Source organism: Enterobacter cloacae complex sp. 677-3DZ2D5B (assembly GCF_004136695.1).
GTDB classification, from domain to species: domain Bacteria; phylum Pseudomonadota; class Gammaproteobacteria; order Enterobacterales; family Enterobacteriaceae; genus Enterobacter; species Enterobacter hormaechei_C.
Window position 1 is genome coordinate 746,468 of the sequence record NZ_QFLS01000001.1, and the last position, 18,888, is coordinate 765,355.

An 18,888-nucleotide genomic window follows, 5' to 3' on the forward strand; every position below is an offset into this window, starting at 1 on the left:
CACTTAACATTTATTTCTTTTAAAGAAAGGGATTGCTATGGCCGATTCATTCCAGAATGAGGTGCCCAAGGCACGCATAAACTTAAAGCTGGCTCTGCATACAGGTGGCGCGCAGAAGAAAGTCGAACTGCCGCTTAAACTCCTCACCGTCGGTGATTTCAGTAATGGAAAAGAGAATCGCCCATTATCGGAAAGGGAGAAAATCAACGTCAATAAAAATAACTTCAACAGCGTACTTTCGGAATTTAACCCGGAAGTGAATCTGACGGTTCCTAACACAATGGCCGGGGATGGCTCGGAAGAAAGCATAAAACTGAATTTCTCCGATATTAAGGATTTCGAACCTGAACAGGTTGCCCGCCAGATCCCCCAGCTCCACGCCATGCTGGCCATGCGTAATTTATTACGCGACCTCAAATCCAATCTTCTTGATAACGCCACTTTCAGAAAAGAACTTGAGAAAATTCTCAAAGACCCGGCGCTGTCTCAGGAATTACGCGACGAAATGAGTGCACTGGCCCCGAAATAAGCGGCATGTGTAATTTAATGGATTAACCGGGAATATGCTGATGTCTGTGAATACTGAAACCGCCTCCGCGCAGGGGCAGACCACCGTACTGGAAAAAGAGGGCGTTTACGCCTCCCTGTTTGAAAAAATCAACCTGACCCCGGCCTCCAGCCTGGGTGATATCAATGCGTTTCTGGATGACGCCGCGCTTTCTGACGCTCCGGCGGGTGAACGCCTGACGGCGGCGATGCAGGTGTTTATGGACTGCATCCGCAAATCCGGTCAGCCGGTGGAGAAGCTCGACAAAACGCTGATTGACCACCATATCGCTGAGCTGGATTTCCAGATCAGCCGTCAGCTGGATGCCGTAATGCATCACCATGAGTTCCAGAAGGTGGAGTCCCTGTGGCGCGGCCTGAAGCAGCTGGTGGACAGCACCGACTACCGCCAGAATGTGAAAACCGAAATTCTGGATGTGTCGAAAGAAGATCTGCGTCAGGACTTTGAAGACGCCCCGGAACTTATTCAGAGCGGCCTCTACTGGCACACCTATACCGCCGAATACGACACCCCGGGCGGCGAGCCGATTGGTTCCGTGATTTCATCCTATGAATTTGACGCCAGCCCGCAGGATGTGGCGCTGCTGCGCAACATCTCTAAAGTATCAGCTGCCGCACATATGCCGTTTATTGGCTCTGTCGGTCCGAAATTTTTCCTGAAAGACTCGATGGAAGAGGTCGCAGCAATTAAGGATATCGGCAACTACTTCGACCGCGCCGAGTACATCAAGTGGAAATCTTTCCGCGACACCGACGACGCCCGCTACATCGGCCTCGTGATGCCGCGCGTGCTGGGGCGTCTGCCGTATGGCCCGGACAGCACCTGTATTCTGCTGGTCTGCGGCGCGGCGCTATGGCACCGGTGGCGGCGTCGCCAGTTCGTCATACCGGTAACGGAGCATGTCCTGCCCCCGGAAGATTTTCAGGGTGCGGTGGTGCTGGCCTGCGGCGATACGACCAGCCTGTTCCCTCCCGATACCGTTTATCGTGAAACCCGTCAGGGCTGGTAACCGGCTGCGGTCTGACGCAGAAAGTGACGGATGGCACCGTCGCCGTCACGAAGTCCATTTTTTACAGACAGGTGAAAACCCTTCACCTGGATATTCAGGCGCGCGAAGGGGTGAACAACAACGCGAAGGGGGCATCGCTGGCAACGGTGGTGCGAATTTACCAGCTTAAAGAGCGTAAGGCGTTTGACAGTACTGATTATCCGTCGCTGTTCGCCAGTGACACTCAGGCCATTAAAGCCGATCTTGTGGCGGAAAAGGATATCCGCCTGCGCCCTGGCGAATCGGTGACGCTGGATATGCCGATGGAAGAGAGCGCGCAGGTTGTGGCGGTGGCGGGGATGTTTATGGCACCGGACCAGGTAAATGATACCTGGCGTATTACCCTGACCCGTGACGACCTTGACCCGGATAAGGCGCGGGTTATCGAAGTCAGTAATAATCGTCTGACGCTGAAACCGCTGGAGGGGGAATGATGCCGCGTCCGTCTCTGTATGACATGCTGTACGGTAACTTCGCCGGCGGGCTTGACCTGCACAGTGTCAGTGAGGAGAACCAGCTGATTTTATCAGTACTCGATAACATGCAGCGCATCCTCAACTGCCGCGCCGGTACGCTGGCTCACCTGCCGGACTACGGTCTGCCGGATATGACAAAAATCCTCCAGGGAATGCCCGGGACCGCCCACCAGCTGATTACCACACTGTCGGCTGTGTTGCTGAAATACGAGCCGCGCCTGAGCCGGATTAATGTGGTGATGCAGGAACAGATTCAGCCCGGTGAACTCCGCTACGCCATTGATGCGGAGCTGAAGGGGGTGGGGCTGGTGCGCTACGGCACGGAGTTTATGCCCGAGGGCAGGGTATTAATCCGTCATCTGAAACAACAGCAGTATCTGGATAATACAGCCCGATTGTGAGCCAATTTTGAAATTCAGCACGTAAAACCACCCCACATCTTTTACCGACATCGCGAGGATGCATATTGCAGAGTTTCGCCTGCGAAAATAACCACTTCATGAAAATTGGGCGAGCAGGCAACATGAACGACCAGATATTTATTTTACCCTGGTCAGAAAAGATACATTAAAGAGTTACTTTTCAATGAGTTATTGTAGAGCTTGTGCTGTAGCGGGTACTGAAATATTAATAATTGATTTCTTCGCCATGAGTCATTGCATTTTATCTGGCGAAAAGGTCAATGGCTGAGGGGATACCCTGAGTATGATGACGTCAATCATGGATACAGATATGAAAATGAGAATTCTCCTTCTTACGGTCAGTGTACTTTTTAACATGCAGGCTGGTGCCGCCCGTGGAAGACAGCCCTGCTCTGGCTCAAAAGGTGGCATAGCACACTGTACATCGGATGGTCGTTTTGTCTGCAATGACGGAAGTCTGAGCCAGTCGAAGCGATTCTGTTCAGGTTATGGTGCCTCCGAACTGCCCCGGCAGGTAAAACCCTCCCCCTCCGCCAGGAAAGCGCAGACGAAAAAGAGAATAGCCGTGAAAGGCCAGGAGCAGCGTGTTGTAGAAAACAATGCGCAGTTCGATACACAACCGCGGCAACCTACATGCGCCCCTCTCTATTTGGCCAACAAGCCCGGATTCACCCATTTACCCATTTGTTCAGGTAATCAGTATTAATCCGCCAGTGTAAACGTTCTTTGTCTGTTATTCGAACTGATAAGACGCTTGCAGGTGGAAACCCACCTGAACGCGCTGGGCGACCTGTTACAGCGTATGGCATTAAAGCACGCCGTTCGCACCTTCCGGATACGTGGCGAACTTACTGCATGGCTGGCGTTTATGTTTTCTGCATGAGTGATAAAAGGGAGGGAAAATCATGACCAGGGCTGAAGAGTTTTGTCGTTCCTGAAATGTGAACACTGGCAGATGGATGCGCACACATCGCTCAAAAATCGATCTTTTTCAGGCGGATACTGAGATCAGAAAAGCATATGACCTTGAACAGTAACCACAGCGACTGGAGGGATATGCTAATGAAGCGACAAGATATAAACGCATTAAAGAATTTTGATTTTCTGGCACGCAGTTTTGCCCGTATGTACGCCCTGGGCCAGCCAGTTGATATCGATGCCGTGACCGGCAATATGAGTAATAAACAGCAGGCATGGTTCCGGGAGCGATATGACCACTACCGAAAGCAGGCTGAGCGGGCGAGAGTAATAGAACTGCGATGATGTAACGAACAACGGGCTTAACGGCCCGTTGCTTTTTTAGGTTCCAGCTACATTTTTGCAGGCTCCTGAGGTTGAAATATTTTGCGGTAACCTCATATAGAAAGCGGGTAAGGAACACCTGCCCATAAGACATGAACTTTTTGAATATTCTTTTTTACTGTTCAGGAGGTACATGATGACTCTCAGAACCTTTCCCGTGTTGAACGATCTCTCCGACTCTCTGTTTGCGGACCGTTTTAACCGTATCGATCGCCTTTTTAGCCAGCTAACCGGCAGTACGCCGTTGCCCTCCACGCCTTCTTACAATATCCGGCGGCTGGGCGATAACCGCTATGAACTGACGCTCAGCGTGCCGGGCTGGAAAGAGAGCGAACTGGAAATTGAAACCGTTGGCGGTCAGCTGAATATCAGCGGTAAACGTGAAGAGGAGAAAACCGAAAACGGCGAAGAAGGGTGGATCCATCGGGGTATCAGCCGCAGCGACTTCCGGGCCAGCTATAGTCTGCCGGAGCATGTGAAAGTGACCGGCGCTTCGCTGGAAAACGGCTTACTGGCAATTGAATTACACCAGGATATCCCGGAAGAAGAGAAACCGCAGCGCATCGCCATCAACAACAACCCAGCGATTGAACATAAGCCGTAATCGTTGACTGACGTTGTTTTCACGCCCGGCAAACGCCGGGCGTTTTGCTAACCTGATGGGGCTTATGCCATTCCGCTTTTCCCGGTACGCGCGGGCTGGAGGTCACTTTCGATGTGCTTAAAAGGTTTGCTGCCTCTGCATGAGGCTGAACGGGAATGAAATGTGAGAGAAAACAGATTGGTGCGTCTGAATGGACTCGAACCATCGACCCCCACCATGTCAAGGTGGTGCTCTAACCAACTGAGCTACAGACGCAAGATGGTGCGTTCAATTGGACTCGAACCAACGACCCCCACCATGTCAAGGTGGTGCTCTAACCAACTGAGCTATGAACGCATTGTGTTGTCGGTGACAACGGGGACGAATATTAGCGGCACAGCACCAAGGTGGCAAGAGGGAAAATGCATTTTTCTCTCTGATTTCACGCGATTGCTTCATTACCGCGCAAAGTGAAGAGAAAGTAGCCGCCAGCCGGCGGCTACAGGGTCATCAACGTGCAGCGCGCTGCAAAATAACCGTAGAGGGCTGACGTTGCAGGAAACGCATGCGCAGCATCATCATAATGGCCGCAGACGTTAAGCCGATGATAAAGCCCATCCAGAATCCGGCTGGCCCCATGCGATCCACCACCAGATCCGTGAGCGCCAGAATGTACCCGCACGGCAGACCCAGCACCCAGTAAGCGATAAAGGTGATAAAGAAGATGGAACGCGTATCTTTATACCCACGCAGCACGCCGCTGCCAATGACCTGGATGGAGTCAGAGATCTGATAAATGGCCGCCAGCAGCATCAGGTGCGAGGCCAGAGTCACTACCTCCGGGTTGTCGTTATAGAGCAGGGCAATTTGCTCACGCAACAGCACGGTAAAGAGGGCGGTACAGACCGCCATGCAGACGCCGACGCCCAGCCCGGTGCGGGCAGCCGTTTGCGCATCCAGCGTAGAACCTTGCCCCAGACGGAAGCCCACGCGAATCGTCACCGCAGCCGCCAGCGACATCGGCAGAACAAACATCAAAGAGCTGAAGTTCAGCGCGATCTGGTGGCCTGCCACATCAATAATCCCTAACGGCGAGACCAGCAGGGCGACGACGGCAAACAGCGTCACTTCAAAGAACAGCGCCAGCGCAATGGGCAGACCCAGCTGTGTCAGGCGGGTCAACATCGACCAGTCAGGCGTGCTAAAGGCGGTGTCGTTGCGAATGTCGCGCATGGATCGCGCATGCTTAATGTAGGTGAGCATGCTTCCGAACATCACCCAGTACACCGCTGCCGTCGCCACGCCGCAGCCCACGCCGCCGAGTTCCGGCATGCCAAAATGACCGTAAATGAAGATATAGTTCACGGGAATGTTCACCAGCAAGCCGATAAAGCCCATCACCATGCCCGGCTTGGTTTTTGCCAGCCCTTCACACTGGTTACGTGCCACCTGGAAGAACAGATAGCCGGGCGCGCCCCAGAGCAGGGCGCGCAGATAACCGACCGCCTTATCCGCCAGCGCCGGGTCGATATTATGCATGGCGCGAATAATATACCCGGCGTTCCACAGGACGATCATAATCAGGACGGAGACGAACCCGGCCAGCCAGAAGCCCTGGCGCACCTGATGGGCCACGCGGTCACGTCGACCGGAGCCGTTAAGCTGTGCGATGACGGGCGTTAGCGCCAGCAGCAGGCCGTGACCAAACAGAATGGCCGGGAGCCAGATTGAGGTTCCGATCGCCACGGCGGCCATATCGGTGGCGCTGTAACCACCGGCCATTACCGTATCCACAAATCCCATTGCGGTTTGGGCTACCTGCGCGACGATCACCGGTATTGCCAGTGCCAATAACTGACGCGCTTCGATCATATACTTCTGCACGTGAACACCTTTGTATTGTAGTTATTTGAGAGACTAAAAAGGCCGCCGTTACTGGCAGCAAGAAGAAAAAACAGAGGGATGCCAGCTATTGTAGCGGGGTTTAACTAATTATCTAGTGAAAAAATCGCCAGAAATTGCGCATCACTGGCAACCTGTTTTTTCAACTGTTATTGTGGTGGGATTATACGGTGTCATCGCCGTTCGGAATGAACAGGAGCTGTAAGCATGTTTACTGGTATTGTGCAGGGCACTGCCAAAGTGGTGTCCATTGATGAAAAACCGAATTTCCGCACTCACGTGGTTGAGCTGCCTGAATATATGCTCGACGGCATTGAAACCGGGGCGTCGATAGCGCATAACGGCTGCTGCCTGACGGTGACCGAAATTAACGGTAATCAGATTAGCTTTGATTTAATGAAAGAGACGCTGCGCATCACTAACCTGGGTGAGCTGGTGGTAGGAGATATCATCAACGTTGAACGCGCGGCGAAATTCAGCGATGAGATTGGTGGGCATCTGATGTCGGGCCATATTATGACCACCGCAGAAGTGGCGAAAATCGTGACCTCGGAAAATAACCGTCAAATCTGGTTCAAGGTGCAGGATCCGTCATTAATGAAATACATCCTTTATAAAGGATTTATTGGCATCGATGGGATTAGTCTGACCGTCGGTGAAGTGACGCCAACGCGTTTTTGCGTGCATTTAATTCCTGAAACGCTGCAACGTACTACGCTTGGCGCAAAAAAATTGGGGCAGCGCGTAAATATCGAAATTGATCCGCAGACCCAGGCGGTCGTGGATACCGTTGAGCGCGTGCTGGCGGCGAAAGAGGCGGCGATAATAAAGACCGTGGAAGAAGAATAAAAATTAACCCCGGGAAACCGGGGTTATTTTTTCAGCGAGCCACCCGCAAGCCGTGCTCAATCCCACGACTAAACACCACCTGCCACAGCTGTATATCCCGCGCACGGAACGCGCCCGCACAGGCATTCAGATAATAGCTAAACATCCGTTTGAATCGTTCCGAATAGTTGTCGGCGATTTCAGGCCATGCAGCCTGGAAACGTTCATGCCAGGCCATCAGGGTCGTGTCGTAATCTGCGCCGAAGTTATGCCAGTCTTCCACAATAAAATGCGGTTCGCTGGCGTTCGCAATCTGGCGAACAGAGGGTAAACAGCCATTCGGGAAGATATATTTGTTGATCCAGGGGTCCACATTGTTATCGGTGCGCTTAGAGCCGATGGTGTGTAGCAGGAAAATTCCGTCAGGCTTCAGGTTACGATCGGCGACCTCAAAGTAGGTCTTGTAGTTCTTCGGCCCCACGTGCTCGAACATACCTACGGAAACAATACGATCGAACTGCTCATTCAGGTCGCGGTAGTCCTGAAGCCGAATATCAACATCCAGTCCCAGACAGCGTTCCTGCGCCATCTTCTGCTGTTCAGCCGAAATCGTGACGCCGACTACGCTGACGCCGTAATTTTTCGCCATAAACCAGGCAAGACCACCCCAGCCACAGCCGATGTCCAACACACGCATACCGGGCTGTAACTGCAATTTATCGCAGATCAGTTGCAGCTTATCCTGCTGCGCCTCTTCCAGGGTCGTCGCTTTTTTCCAGTATCCGCAGGAGTACTGCATTAAAGGATCGAGCATACGGCTGAACAAATCGTTGCCAAGGTCGTAATGCTCTTTACCGACGATCCATGCCCGTTTTTTACTTTGCAGATTGAACAGGCGGGCGGAGGCGATACGTAAGGTATCTTTGAAATGACGAGGGAGCTGTTTTTCAAGACCGGCGCGTAATACGCTGGAGAAGAACATATCCAGCCGCTCACACTCCCACCAGCCGTCCATATAGCTTTCACCCAGCCCTAACGATCCCTCCTGTAACACGCGTTTGAAAAAATCGGGATGCTTTATCTGGGGATCGGAGGGGGATGAGCCATTAATCGTAATGCCCGCACGTCCCAACAGTTCACTGACGATCCGGGACCAGTTATCGTCCGGAACGCTGACTTCTTCTATACACGATGAACTCATAGCTTCTCCATCACCTTGCTGTGATCAGAACCTTAAAACAGCGTAGACGCTTTTTTGGTTTGTGAGAAATCTCACGGTAAATGCCCGCGAGGCTAATATCCGACGTAGAACAGAGGAAGGGAGATAACCCTTGCCGAAATGCCTTCCATGGTAAAACGGGAGCGCTCCGGCTCCCGTTAACACTTAATATTTATCGTATTTAATCGAACCAAATTCAGTATAGGCCGCAAAATTTGGTGATTCAACAGAAAATTGTTAGCTACCTAATCACTGGTTTTTAACATAGTTTCCCGCGCAATCAGGCGTGCGACGTTTCGGTTTGTGCATTGTCATTCTGCTCGCGAAGCGCGGAGGACTGCATGCGATAACCCAATCCCGCCAGCGCAACGGTGATCAGCATCACGCTGGTAGTGGTGAGCAGCGGGGTTGCAATCAACGCAGAGACCACGAGACTTGCCAGGAAGCACAGGCCAAGTTGCAGGGTATTTTGCAGCGCGGCAGCGCGGCCTGTCGCCTGCGGAAATGGACGCAACGCCTGGGCTACAACGATAGGGTAGATGGCCCCGTTAGCGATCGCCATGACGCAGAACGGAATCAAAATTTCTGCAAGCCCGGCGCCGGGAATAAAGCCGACAGCCCAGGTCGCAATCACGCTTAGCGCATACAGCACCAGCAGCCAGGGCAGCATCTGTTGGCCTTCCCATTTTTGCAGCGCGGCGCGACAGCCATAGCCACCCACCAGGAAGGCGATGGTCTGTGGTACATAGCTCAGGCCGATAGCCGCCGGGCTGTAGCCCATGTCATGCAGAATGAACGGCGAACCGGTCAGCCAGGCAAAGAAGCTGGCAGAGCAGGCGGCATAAATCAGCACGTTACCGCGATAGGCTTTCGACCGCAGTAAAGAGGTAAAGGTGATGGGCTTCGCGTCCGGATGCGTCTCTTTTTTATGCGCCGGTTTAAGCCCGAACGCGGGCAGCATCAGGACCAGCGTAATAGCAAAGAGCGTGGCGAAAATGGCCTGCCAGTCGAAATGCGCCAGGATCCAGCTTCCCAGTAACGGGGCAAGCGCCGGCGACAGGCCGACCAGGGGCATAATGGTGGCGAATATACGGTTAGTGCGCGAGGCGGGGTAGTAATCGGTTACCAGCGCCTGCCAGGTCACCGCAGCGGCACAGACACCGACCGCCTGAATAAAGCGCAGCGCCAGCAGCCAGGCGGCATCGCGGACCCACAGCATGCCCAGACAGCCTGCGGCAAAAATCGCCAGCCCCAACAACAGGACGGGTTTACGGCCAAAACGATCCGAGAGCGGCCCCCACAGCAATTGCGCAAAAGCAAAACCGGCGAGGAACAAACTCAAACTGGCGCTGATGGCGGCGGCAGGGGTTTGCAAATCTTCCTGCATCGCGGCGAACGCGGGCAGATACATATCGGTCGCCAAAAAGCCCAGCACGCTTAAGCCGCCGAGCCAGACTAAAAATCCTTTCCTGGGTTGCACTTTTTTTCTCCTGAGGAGGCAGGTGTACGTTGGCGCAGAGTGTAGGGAGTGCAAAGCGGCTTGTGAAACGCTAATATTTGGCGGGTGCATTCAAAAAATTTGCAGGCTAAAGATGTGGTCAGATTATTCCCTTGAAGTGGTTGATGCCGTGGCGCGTAACGGCAGCTTTACCGGCGCCGCCCAGGAGCTGCATCGCGTTCCCTCGGCGATCAGTTACACGGTGCGTCAGCTGGAAGCGTGGCTGGCGGTGCCGCTGTTCGAGCGGCGTCATCGCGACGTGGAGCTCACGCCTGCCGGAGCGTGGTTTTTGAAGGAAGGGCGGTCTGTCATCAAAAAAATGCAGATCACCCGTGAGCAGTGCCAGCAGATCGCCAACGGCTGGCGCGGGCATCTCGCTATCGCGGTGGATAACATTGTTAAGCCGGAGCGGACCCGGCAGATGATCGTCGATTTCTATCGTCATTTTTCCGACGTCGAACTGCGTGTTTCGCAGGAAGTGTTCAACGGCGTCTGGGATGCGCTGGCGGACGGCAGGGCGGAGATGGCGATTGGTGCAACCCAGGCGATCCCGGTTGGTGGGCGCTACGCGTTTCGCGACATGGGCATGCTGAGCTGGACCTGCGTGGTCGCGCGCGATCACCCGCTGGCAGCGCTGGAAGGGCCGCTGAGCGATGACACATTACGCAACTGGCCCTCGCTGGTGCTGGAAGATACCTCCCGCTCGCTGCCCAAGCGCATTACCTGGTTGCTGGATAATCAGCGCCGCGTGGTCGCGCCGGACTGGGAGTCGTCAGCCACCTGTCTGAGCGCGGGGCTGTGCGTTGGCATGGTGCCGGTGCATTTTGCGCGCCCGCGCATCGACGCGGGAGAGTGGGTGGCTCTGACGCTGGAAAACCCCTTCCCGGATGCCGCATGCTGTCTGACGTGGCAGCAAAACGACGTCTCGCCCGCCATGGCCTGGCTGCTGGATTATCTGGGAGACAGCGAAACGCTGAACCGGGAGTGGTTGCGGGAACCAGCATAGCTGGCCCCGGAAAGTGATTAACGACGGTAGTCGCGGAACGGACCGTCCGCAACGGAACGGCGTTCTATCAGGCGCGGGTGAACTTCAATGGACTGGGACTGTTCACGCTTGTTGACGATCCTGTCCAGCAGCATGTTGAAGGCCGTTTCACCCAGCGAATCTTTCGGCTGGTGAATGGTGGTCAGCGCCGGGGTAAAGAAGCGGGCGTTGCGCACGTTGTCATAGCCGATCACCGAGATATCCTGGGGGACGCGCAGGCCGAGTTCATCTGCCGCGCATAGCGCGCCCATCGCCATGATGTCGCCGCCGCAGAACACCGCGGTAGGGCGATGCGGCTGGGAGACGATCTGCTGCATGGCGCGATAGCCTGACTCCGGCTCGAAGTCGCCCTGAACAATCCAGTTTTCCGGCACGGTGATCAGCGCCTCTTCCATCGCTTTCATGAAACCGGCCAGACGGCCAGCACCGGTGTTACGCTCCAGAGGACCCGGGATCACGCCAATTTCACGATGACCGCGTTCTACCAGATAACGCCCCGCCATGTAGCCGCCTTCAAAGGCGTTATCAATAACGGAGTCGGTGAAGTCTGCGCGCGCCTCGCCCCAGTCCATGACCACCATCGGAATGTGGCGATACTCTTCCAGCATGGAAAGGACCGACTCAGGGTATTCAGAACACATTACCAGCAGGCCGTCGACGCGCTTTTGCGCCATCATTGACAGGTAAGCGCGCTGTTTTTCAATGTTGTTCCACGCATTGCCCAGAATCAGGGTATAGCCTTTCTGGAAGCAGTTTTTTTCAACGGCTTCGATGATTTCAGCAAAATAGGCCGCTTCACTGCTGGTGGCCAGCAGGCCAATCGATTTGGTGTGATTAACCTTCAGGCTGCGGGCGACGGCACTTGGCGAGTAGTGCAGTTCTTTGATTGCCGCCCAGACGGCATTACGCGTCTCTTCAGCGACGAAACGCGTTTTGTTAATAACATGTGATACGGTTGTAGTGGAAACGTTTGCGCGTTTTGCTACGTCTTTAATTGTTGCCATTAAATGTCACTCCAGACCATACCCTAAGCACCTGAAAAAATTGAAGGTAAACGTTTGCCTTCTCTCACCCTTATTACGCAAACATGAGTTGCGACACGCCGGGAAAACGACACAGGACGTCAGGAGGGGGTCAGTGGCCGGTACGCTAATAAATTTAGCGTGGAATTTTGTCCTATCTTGATGAAAAGGGGAAGAGGTAAAGTGGATATCCGTTTAAATCCTGGAAGATTTTTGACCTGAACTGTGTAAAAATGAGCAAGCTCACTTTTCGTAGGGTGAATAAAAGGAGAAAAATTGATGAGTACCGATCTGAAGTTTTCGCTGTTTACCACCATTGTTGTTCTTGCTCTGATTGTTGCCGGTGGTTTAACCGCTGCACTGCACTGATTCAGGCGGAGGGAGAACCTTCTCCCTCTCTTGCCGCTATTGTTACCTCTCCGGCAAAAATCTTTTGCCAAAATGTTAACTTCTCATTTTTTGTGATTGATGTCATGCTTTTGACTTCTTAGTTCTGTGCCGGGTTATGGCACGGTATCCGGAGTCTCTTCATGAAAATCAATTTTCCCCTGCTGGCCCTGGCGATTGGCGCCTTTGGGATTGGCACCACTGAATTCTCCCGATGGGGTTATTGCCTGTTATCGCCCGGGGGGTGGACGTATCTATCCCTGCGGCCGGTATGTTAATTAGCGCCTACGCGATCGGCGTGATGGTGGGCGCGCCGCTGATGACGCTGCTGCTTTCGCACCGTGCGCGCCGCAACGCGCTGATTTTCCTGATGGCGATTTTCACTCTCGGCAATGTGTTTTCCGCGATTTCGCCCGATTACACCACTCTGATGCTTTCGCGCATTCTTACCAGCCTCAACCATGGCGCCTTCTTCGGACTGGGCTCGGTTGTTGCTGCCAGCGTGGTGCCAAAACATAAGCAGGCCAGCGCGGTAGCCACTATGTTTATGGGCCTCACCATCGCTAATATCGGCGGCGTTCCCGCCGCCACCTGGCTGGGAGAAGCCATCGGCTGGCGTATGTCTTTCCTCGCAACCGCCGGACTGGGCGTGGTCGCAATGGTTGCGCTGTTCTTCTCACTGCCGAAAGGAAGTGCTGGAGAACGTCCGGAAGTACGTAAAGAGCTGGCGGTGCTGATGCGTCCTCAGGTGTTGTCCGCGCTGCTCACCACGGTGCTGGGGGCCGGGGCGATGTTTACGCTCTACACCTATATCTCCCCGGTGCTGCACGACATAACCCACGCAACGCCACTCTTTGTTACCGCGATGCTGGTGCTGATTGGTGTCGGGTTCTCGATTGGCAACTATCTCGGCGGGAAATTTGCCGACCGCTCCGTGAGTGGGACGCTGAAAGGTTTTTTAACGCTGCTGATTGTCATCATGGTGGCGATTCCGTGGCTGGCGCGTAACGAAGTGGGTGCCGCGATTGCCATGGTGGTGTGGGGCGCCGCAACCTTTGCCGTGGTGCCACCGTTGCAGATGCGCGTAATGCGCGTTGCACACGAAGCGCCGGGGCTCTCTTCATCGGTGAATATCGGTGCGTTTAACCTGGGCAATGCGCTGGGGGCCGCAGCGGGCGGGGCGGTGATCTCCGGTGGTTTGGGTTATAGCTTTGTGCCGGTGATGGGGGCGATCATTGCCGCACTCGGCCTGCTGCTGGTGATAATGTCTGGTCGTAAACAGCCTCAAGCGGTGTGTACGGCGGAATAAACAAAAACGCAGAAGGGCTGCCCCTTCTGCGTGTCTCTTACGCGGCGAAGTTCTTCGCAACAAATTCCCAGTTAACCAGTGCCCAGAAGTGTTCCAGGTAGTTCGGGCGCGCATTACGGTAATCAATGTAATAGGCGTGTTCCCATACGTCCACGGTCATCAGCGGCGTGGCGCTGGTGGTCAGAGGGGTACCCGCATTAGAAGTGGAAACGATAGCCAGTTTGCCATCAGCCTCTTTTACCAGCCAGGTCCAGCCGGAGCCAAAGTTTTTAACGGCTGCGTCAGTAAACTTCGCTTTAAAATCCGCGAAACTGCCGAACGCGGCGTTAATCGCTGCCGCCAGCTCACCGTCAGGTTCTCCGCCTGCATTCGGGGCCAGGCAGTGCCAGTAGAAGGTGTGGTTCCACACCTGTGCGGCGTTGTTGAATACGCCGCCGTCTGAACTGCGCACGATCTCTTCCAGCGTTTTGCCTTCAAAATCGGTGCCCTTGATCAGGTTATTCAGGTTGGTGACATAGGTCTGGTGATGCTTGCCGTAATGGTACTCCAGGGTTTCCGCGGAAATATGCGGGGCCAGGGCGTCTTTTGCATACGGTAGTGCAGGTAATTCGAACGACATTGCTTCTCTCCTTATAGTTTTATACGTTGCCAATAACCCTACAGACAACAAGGACAGGATAGCAAATTGAAAGGGTATGCAAAAGAGGAACTTACCCTGCCACAAGGGCGGCAGGGCAGGGGCTAGCGGATGGTTTTTGGCGTCATCACGCGGCGCGCACCCACATAGTGGCGCACCCAATAATCTTCGCTGAGAGAGGTGATCTGAATGTCCTGACCGCTGCGCGGTGACTGGATAAATTTACCGTTACCCACATACACCCCAACGTGATCTGCCGTACCGCGTCCCTGGGTGCGGAAGAACACCAGGTCGCCATTTTGCAGTTCGCCACGGTTTACAGGGGCGGCGTCGCGCAGATGGTACATCTCATTGGCGGTGCGTGGAATGCGAAACTTCACCAGATCTTTATAGGCATAATAAACCAGCCCACTACAGTCAAAACCGGTGCGCGGAGAGGTGCCACCCCAGCGATACGGTTTACCTATTTGCCCCATCAGTTTGTTCATCGCCGTTTTTTGCGCTTTCTGCATACGCGCTTTATGCACGTCAGCCAGCTTCGTCACTTTTGCGCATTTCGTTTTATGGCCTTTGCGCACGGTGCATTTTTCATTCACCAGGCTGGCGGTTGTGCGGGTGGTTTTGTGCGTGCCGGAGCGGAGAGTTTTGGTTTTACTGGAGGCGGTCTTTTTGGTCTGAGCGGTGGTTTTCTTCTTTACTGTTTTACTGGTGGTTTTTTTCTTACGTTCTGTGGATTTTGCCAGATGCGTTTTTTGTACAGCAGAATGCCGCGCCTGTTCAGAGGCGTTCGCCGCTGGCGTAAATGAGAGTGTGGTAAACAGTAAAGCACAGAGCGTCATCGAGATTTTAGTTATCCGCGCCACTGGGCAGTCCCCTGATAAATGCAGGCCACAATGCATACCCGCGTGAGATTTACAAAACCTGTCGATTCTAATCCATAAAATCAGAAGAAGTTAATAGCATTTTTCATTCAAAAATTATGTTTCGTTAGCAAGTGCAAAAAAATTCACCATTCTGACGCACTCCTGTTCGCTCCTTAAGCAAAACCGCACCCCGTCTGGCGATAAACGACATTAGCAATGCAACTTTATGCGATAAGCGATAAAATAATTAGACGTGACAAAAATGTTATTTTCCGATGTCGGCCTGACCCGCTACAATGTCAGACTGATGCCGTAACAGAAGTTAAAGGAAGCAAGACATGAGCACCACTATTGAAAAAATTCAGCGCCAGATCGCTGAAAACCCGATTCTCCTGTACATGAAAGGTTCTCCGAAGCTGCCAAGCTGCGGCTTCTCCGCGCAAGCGGTTCAGGCGCTGTCCGCCTGTGGTGAGCGTTTTGCTTACGTTGATATCCTGCAAAACCCGGACATTCGCGCTGAATTGCCAAAATACGCAAACTGGCCGACCTTCCCACAGCTGTGGGTTGATGGTGAACTGGTTGGCGGATGCGATATCCTGATTGAAATGTATCAGCGCGGCGAACTGCAACAGCTGATCAAAGAGACTGCGGCGAAGTATAAAACCGAAGAGCCGGACGCAGAATAAGGTTTCTGCGGATATAAAAAAGCGACCACATTATGTTGGTCGCTTTTTTTTTGTCCTGGGGGGCTGTTGATAACCCAACCTACGATTGAAGATCGGCCTCGTCGCCCATCGGCAGCGGCCAGCCGCCCAGACGTTTCCAGCGGTTGACGATCTCACAGAACAGCTCCGCCGTACGCTCGGTATCGTATAACGCGGAATGCGCCTGGGTACCGTCAAACGCAATACCCGCCGTGATGCAGGCTTTCGAGAGCACGGTTTGCCCCAGCGCCAGGCCGCTCAGCGCGGCGGTGTCGAAGGTCACAAACGGATGGAATGGATTACGCTTCAGCGAGGCGCGCTCGGCGGCAGCCATGGTGAAGCTGTGATCGAACGTAGCGTTGTGGGCTACCATGATGGCGCGGCTACAGTCATTCTCTTTCATGCCTTTGCGCACCATTTTGAATATGGCGTGCAGCGCCTCGTATTCGCTTACCGCCCCGCGCAGCGGGTTTGTCGGATCGATACCGTTAAAGGCCAGCGCCTCTGGCTGTAAGTTTGCCCCTTCAAAGGGTTCAACGTGGAAATGCAGCGTGGTGTCCGGTACAAGCCAGCCCTGTTCATCCATCTTCAGCGTGATGGCGGCAATCTCAAGCAGCGCATCGGTTTTAGCGTTAAATCCGGCTGTTTCAACATCAATGACAACGGGATAAAAACCACGAAAACGGTCGCACAGACCGGTAAATTGAGCGTTATCGGACATCAGGGTCTCTTACAAGGGGGAAAAAGCAGTGCGCATTATGGCAAATTTTGAGAGGGGATGCAGCAAAACAACGGGCGCATAGTGCGCCCTGCGGGATCAATTGCCCAGACCGCGACCAGCGTCTTTGGCTTCAATCAGTTCGATTTTATAACCGTCCGGATCTTCCACAAACGCAATGACGGTGGTACCGCCTTTAACCGGACCGGCTTCACGGGTGACGTTACCGCCATTGCTGCGGATACGTTCGCAGGCTTCGGCGGCGTTATCCACTTCCAGCGCGATGTGTCCGTAAGCCGTACCCAGCTCATAGCTGTCCACGCCCCAGTTGTAGGTCAGCTCGATGACCGCTTCATCAGATTCCGGGCCGTAACCGACAAACGCCAGAGAGTATTTATATTCCGGATTTTCGCTGGTGCGCAGCAGCTTCATGCCCAGAACGTTAGTGTAGAAATCGATGGAACGTTGCAGGTCGCCAACGCGCAGCATGGTGTGAAGTAGGCGCATAATTTCCTCATTAACCAGTGGAATGGATTATCTTTTTGAACAGAAACGATGTTTTAGTATAGCGGCGAAAGGTCGCCGCTATCAATGTACAAAGCGGGATTACAGTGAAGGGTAGTCGGTATAACCTTCCGCGCCGCCGCCATAGAAACTTTCAGGGCGCTGCGGGTTCAGTTCGGCTTTCTTCTGCAAACGGGCAACCAGATCCGGGTTAGCAATGTAGTCACGGCCAAAGGCCACGGCGTCGATCAGGCCTTTCCCGATCAGATCTTCAGCTTTCTCTGCCGTATACGCGCCCGCCCCGATAATCACGCCGTGGAAGCGCTCGCGCACTTTCTGGCGGAAGGCTTCACTATAAGGCTTGCCGCCTGCCCAGTCCGGCTCGGACATGTGCAGATAGGCGATACCGCGTTTCGCCAGCTCTTCAATCAGATACAGCGCGTCTGCTTCTTCGTTCGGACCGTTGTCGACGTTCTGGAAAGTACCGATCGGGGAGACACGAATACCAATGCGGTCTGCGCTCCACTCATTACAGACAGCATCCACCACTTCAAGCACCAGACGCGCGCGGTTTTCAACGCTGCCGCCGTACTGGTCGGTACGCTGGTTGGAAGAAGGGGACAGGAACTGATGCAGCAGGTAACCGTGCGCAGAGTGCAGCTCAACCAGGTCGAAGCCCGCTTCACGGGCGTTGGCGACGGCCTGACGGAAATCATTCACAATACCCGGGATCTCGTCCAGCTCCAGCGCGCGTGGCGTGGTGGTGTCAACGCGGATCGCATTACCGTTTTCATCGCGCAGGGAAGTACGGGTATTGGCGTTCAGGGCAGAAGCAGAAACCGGCGCCTGACCGCCAGGCTGGATGCTGCTGTGTGAGATACGTCCGGTGTGCCACAGCTGAACCGCAATACGGCCATCTTCAGCATGAACACCTGCGGTAATTTTTTTCCACGCGGCGATCTGTTCCGGGCTGTGCAGACCCGGCGCACCGGCGTAGCCTTTTGCCTGGGCAGAAATCTGCGTGGCTTCGGAAATAATCAGGCCCGCGCTGGCGCGCTGACGATAATACTCACCCATCAATGGCGTTGGGATATCGCCCGGCTCGATGCTGCGCAGACGGGTGAGTGGGGCCATAAACACGCGGTTTGGGGCAGTAACGGCACCCACTTTCAGTGGGGTAAACAGCTTTTCAGCGGACATAATGGCTCCTGAGTAGACCAGTCGACTAGTAAAAGTGTAAATAAAAACGCCGGCTACACGCCAGGCGCGGTTATACAGTTTTTCACGTGCGCCAGCGCGCTTTCGAGCGGCACGGCGCTGCGAGACATTTTTGCTTGCAGGTTGGCGCCTAACCAGAGGGAATAGAGCACCTGTGCCTGCGTGAGCGGATCGCCGGAGAAGGAGAGCGTTTTTTCATTGCGCCCGCTCTCCAGCGCCTGAGCCAGCAGGGCAATCACGCCGCTGGCCCCTTTATCCATGGCGGTGCGCATATCTTCGGAGAGATCGCACACTTCGGCAGACAGTTTTACCGTCAGGCAGCCGCTGATGATGCCCTGCTGACAGAACTGCGTCAGCGTTTCCTGATAGTAGTTCAGAACACGATCCCGGTAGTCACCTTCACCGCTGGCGAAGTGGGCTGCCAGGCGCTGATGGTAGCTGGCGTAGTGCCGCTCCAGCATGGCAACGCCGAACGCCTCTTTGGAACGAAAATAGTGATAAAACGATCCCTTAGGTACTTCAGCGGTTTTTAACAACTCGCTAAGCCCCATCCCGGTAAACCCGCGATGCATGCAAAGGCGCTCGCCGGTAGCCAGCAAATGTTCTCGTGTATCGTGTTCAGTGTGTCTGCTCAT

Annotated in this window: 20 protein-coding genes, 2 tRNA genes and 2 pseudogenes; 12 read left to right on the plus strand and 12 right to left on the minus strand. The window is 54.1% G+C overall.

Translation table 11 applies throughout. The features are described 5' to 3' along the window. Window positions 1-37: 37 nt before the first annotated feature. The 7 genes and pseudogenes from tssB to DD597_RS03760 all read left to right on the plus strand — a co-directional run bounded on the left by tssB (window position 38) and on the right by DD597_RS03760 (window position 4,420). Window positions 38-529 carry a type VI secretion system contractile sheath small subunit gene (tssB, locus tag DD597_RS03730; RefSeq protein ID WP_129255963.1) on the plus strand — a complete coding sequence of 164 codons (492 nt, stop codon included), beginning with the start codon at window positions 38-40 and terminating at the stop codon, window positions 527-529. A 34-nt stretch (window positions 530-563) separates the two neighbouring features. After that, window positions 564-1,388, plus strand: a pseudogene (gene tssC / locus DD597_RS03735) (type VI secretion system contractile sheath large subunit); the annotation flags it as partial. 182 nt (window positions 1,389-1,570) lie between these two features. Continuing rightward, on the plus strand, window positions 1,571-2,050 hold the full coding sequence (tssJ, locus tag DD597_RS03740) for a type VI secretion system lipoprotein TssJ (protein WP_129255964.1): 480 nt from the start codon (window positions 1,571-1,573) through the stop codon (window positions 2,048-2,050). Continuing rightward, the gene (gene tssE, locus DD597_RS03745) at window positions 2,050-2,493 is read left to right on the plus strand and encodes a type VI secretion system baseplate subunit TssE (protein WP_003857652.1); all 444 of its coding nucleotides are present in this window, start codon (window positions 2,050-2,052) and stop codon (window positions 2,491-2,493) included. The genes tssJ and tssE overlap by 1 nt, the downstream gene beginning before the upstream one ends. 331 nt (window positions 2,494-2,824) lie before the next feature. Continuing rightward, window positions 2,825-3,220, plus strand: coding sequence for a hypothetical protein (locus DD597_RS03750; RefSeq protein ID WP_072034766.1), 396 nt, complete (start codon window positions 2,825-2,827; stop codon window positions 3,218-3,220). Window positions 3,221-3,576: 356 nt separating this feature from the next. After that, complete coding sequence (gene glgS, locus DD597_RS03755) at window positions 3,577-3,777, plus strand: cell surface composition regulator GlgS (protein WP_022650936.1); 201 nt, start codon at window positions 3,577-3,579, stop codon at window positions 3,775-3,777. Between the two features lie 172 nt (window positions 3,778-3,949). Then, window positions 3,950-4,420: an Hsp20 family protein gene (locus DD597_RS03760; RefSeq protein WP_003857647.1), complete on the plus strand. Its 471-nt coding sequence runs from the start codon at window positions 3,950-3,952 to the stop codon at window positions 4,418-4,420. Between the two features lie 178 nt (window positions 4,421-4,598). On the opposite strand, the gene DD597_RS03765 is transcribed toward DD597_RS03760, so the two are convergent. From DD597_RS03765 to mdtK, 3 genes are all read right to left on the minus strand, one after another. Then, window positions 4,599-4,675, minus strand: a tRNA-Val gene (locus tag DD597_RS03765). Window positions 4,676-4,679: 4 nt separating this feature from the next. Then, window positions 4,680-4,756 (minus strand) — tRNA-Val (locus DD597_RS03770). 153 nt (window positions 4,757-4,909) lie between these two features. Continuing rightward, window positions 4,910-6,283: an MdtK family multidrug efflux MATE transporter gene (gene mdtK / locus DD597_RS03775; RefSeq protein WP_032609058.1), complete on the minus strand. Its 1,374-nt coding sequence runs from the start codon at window positions 6,281-6,283 to the stop codon at window positions 4,910-4,912. Between the two features lie 225 nt (window positions 6,284-6,508). On the opposite strand from mdtK, the gene DD597_RS03780 reads away from it, so the two are divergent. Next, window positions 6,509-7,150 carry a riboflavin synthase gene (locus DD597_RS03780; protein ID WP_003857643.1) on the plus strand — a complete coding sequence of 214 codons (642 nt, stop codon included), beginning with the start codon at window positions 6,509-6,511 and terminating at the stop codon, window positions 7,148-7,150. Between the two features lie 31 nt (window positions 7,151-7,181). On the opposite strand, the gene cfa is transcribed toward DD597_RS03780, so the two are convergent. Beyond that, a complete protein-coding gene (cfa, locus tag DD597_RS03785; protein ID WP_003857641.1) occupies window positions 7,182-8,330 on the minus strand; it encodes a cyclopropane fatty acyl phospholipid synthase in 1,149 nt (382 codons plus the stop codon). A 298-nt stretch (window positions 8,331-8,628) separates the two neighbouring features. Beyond that, window positions 8,629-9,828, minus strand: coding sequence for a purine nucleoside transporter PunC (punC, locus tag DD597_RS03790; protein ID WP_003857639.1), 1,200 nt, complete (start codon window positions 9,826-9,828; stop codon window positions 8,629-8,631). 112 nt (window positions 9,829-9,940) lie between these two features. Between punC and punR the strand changes: the two genes are divergently transcribed. Then, the gene (gene punR / locus DD597_RS03795; RefSeq protein WP_003857638.1) at window positions 9,941-10,852 is read left to right on the plus strand and encodes a DNA-binding transcriptional activator PunR; all 912 of its coding nucleotides are present in this window, start codon (window positions 9,941-9,943) and stop codon (window positions 10,850-10,852) included. 17 nt (window positions 10,853-10,869) lie between these two features. Here punR and purR read toward each other — a convergent pair whose 3' ends face one another. Further along, window positions 10,870-11,895, minus strand: a complete 1,026-nt coding sequence (gene purR, locus DD597_RS03800; protein ID WP_003857634.1) for an HTH-type transcriptional repressor PurR — start codon at window positions 11,893-11,895, stop codon at window positions 10,870-10,872. A 297-nt stretch (window positions 11,896-12,192) separates the two neighbouring features. Between purR and DD597_RS03805 the strand changes: the two genes are divergently transcribed. Both DD597_RS03805 and DD597_RS03810 read left to right on the plus strand, forming a co-directional pair. After that, window positions 12,193-12,282 (plus strand): YnhF family membrane protein, encoded by a 90-nt coding sequence (locus DD597_RS03805; protein ID WP_003857632.1) that lies wholly within the window; start codon window positions 12,193-12,195, stop codon window positions 12,280-12,282. Window positions 12,283-12,443: 161 nt separating this feature from the next. Then, window positions 12,444-13,609 (plus strand): annotated as a pseudogene (locus DD597_RS03810) (MFS transporter). Between the two features lie 37 nt (window positions 13,610-13,646). Here the strand turns inward: DD597_RS03810 and sodB are convergent. Then, window positions 13,647-14,228, minus strand: coding sequence for a superoxide dismutase [Fe] (gene sodB, locus DD597_RS03815; RefSeq protein ID WP_003857629.1), 582 nt, complete (start codon window positions 14,226-14,228; stop codon window positions 13,647-13,649). Between the two features lie 122 nt (window positions 14,229-14,350). Beyond that, window positions 14,351-15,109, minus strand: a complete 759-nt coding sequence (locus tag DD597_RS03820) for a C40 family peptidase (protein ID WP_022650940.1) — start codon at window positions 15,107-15,109, stop codon at window positions 14,351-14,353. Window positions 15,110-15,447: 338 nt separating this feature from the next. On the opposite strand from DD597_RS03820, the gene grxD reads away from it, so the two are divergent. Then, on the plus strand, window positions 15,448-15,795 hold the full coding sequence (gene grxD, locus DD597_RS03825) for a monothiol glutaredoxin 4 (protein WP_003832760.1): 348 nt from the start codon (window positions 15,448-15,450) through the stop codon (window positions 15,793-15,795). A 79-nt stretch (window positions 15,796-15,874) separates the two neighbouring features. Here the strand turns inward: grxD and rnt are convergent, their stop codons facing one another. From rnt to DD597_RS03845, 4 genes are all read right to left on the minus strand, one after another. Further along, window positions 15,875-16,534: a ribonuclease T gene (rnt, locus tag DD597_RS03830; protein ID WP_003857625.1), complete on the minus strand. Its 660-nt coding sequence runs from the start codon at window positions 16,532-16,534 to the stop codon at window positions 15,875-15,877. Between the two features lie 96 nt (window positions 16,535-16,630). Continuing rightward, window positions 16,631-17,038, minus strand: a complete 408-nt coding sequence (gene gloA, locus DD597_RS03835) for a lactoylglutathione lyase (protein ID WP_003857623.1) — start codon at window positions 17,036-17,038, stop codon at window positions 16,631-16,633. Between the two features lie 99 nt (window positions 17,039-17,137). After that, window positions 17,138-18,235 carry an alkene reductase gene (locus DD597_RS03840; RefSeq protein ID WP_015570682.1) on the minus strand — a complete coding sequence of 366 codons (1,098 nt, stop codon included), beginning with the start codon at window positions 18,233-18,235 and terminating at the stop codon, window positions 17,138-17,140. 53 nt (window positions 18,236-18,288) lie between these two features. Then, window positions 18,289-18,888, minus strand: a complete 600-nt coding sequence (locus tag DD597_RS03845) for a TetR/AcrR family transcriptional regulator (protein WP_003857618.1) — start codon at window positions 18,886-18,888, stop codon at window positions 18,289-18,291.

Excerpts from the sequence above, each read along its gene's own strand:
- DD597_RS03840 (WP_015570682.1), bottom strand. The coding sequence starts at position 18,235 with ATGTCCGCTGAAAAGCTGTTTACCCCACTGAAAGTGGGTGCCGTTACT.
- glgS (WP_022650936.1), top strand. The coding sequence starts at position 3,577 with ATGAAGCGACAAGATATAAACGCATTAAAGAATTTTGATTTTCTGGCA.
- DD597_RS03780 (WP_003857643.1), top strand. The coding sequence starts at position 6,509 with ATGTTTACTGGTATTGTGCAGGGCACTGCCAAAGTGGTGTCCATTGAT.
- DD597_RS03845 (WP_003857618.1), bottom strand. The coding sequence starts at position 18,888 with ATGAGCAGACACACTGAACACGATACACGAGAACATTTGCTGGCTACC.
- purR (WP_003857634.1), bottom strand. The coding sequence starts at position 11,895 with ATGGCAACAATTAAAGACGTAGCAAAACGCGCAAACGTTTCCACTACA.
- sodB (WP_003857629.1), bottom strand. The coding sequence starts at position 14,228 with ATGTCGTTCGAATTACCTGCACTACCGTATGCAAAAGACGCCCTGGCC.
- DD597_RS03805 (WP_003857632.1), top strand. The coding sequence starts at position 12,193 with ATGAGTACCGATCTGAAGTTTTCGCTGTTTACCACCATTGTTGTTCTT.
- punR (WP_003857638.1), top strand. The coding sequence starts at position 9,941 with ATGTGGTCAGATTATTCCCTTGAAGTGGTTGATGCCGTGGCGCGTAAC.
- gloA (WP_003857623.1), bottom strand. The coding sequence starts at position 17,038 with ATGCGCCTACTTCACACCATGCTGCGCGTTGGCGACCTGCAACGTTCC.
- grxD (WP_003832760.1), top strand. The coding sequence starts at position 15,448 with ATGAGCACCACTATTGAAAAAATTCAGCGCCAGATCGCTGAAAACCCG.
- DD597_RS03750 (WP_072034766.1), top strand. The coding sequence starts at position 2,825 with ATGAAAATGAGAATTCTCCTTCTTACGGTCAGTGTACTTTTTAACATG.
- cfa (WP_003857641.1), bottom strand. The coding sequence starts at position 8,330 with ATGAGTTCATCGTGTATAGAAGAAGTCAGCGTTCCGGACGATAACTGG.
- rnt (WP_003857625.1), bottom strand. The coding sequence starts at position 16,534 with ATGTCCGATAACGCTCAATTTACCGGTCTGTGCGACCGTTTTCGTGGT.
- tssE (WP_003857652.1), top strand. The coding sequence starts at position 2,050 with ATGCCGCGTCCGTCTCTGTATGACATGCTGTACGGTAACTTCGCCGGC.
- tssB (WP_129255963.1), top strand. The coding sequence starts at position 38 with ATGGCCGATTCATTCCAGAATGAGGTGCCCAAGGCACGCATAAACTTA.
- DD597_RS03760 (WP_003857647.1), top strand. The coding sequence starts at position 3,950 with ATGATGACTCTCAGAACCTTTCCCGTGTTGAACGATCTCTCCGACTCT.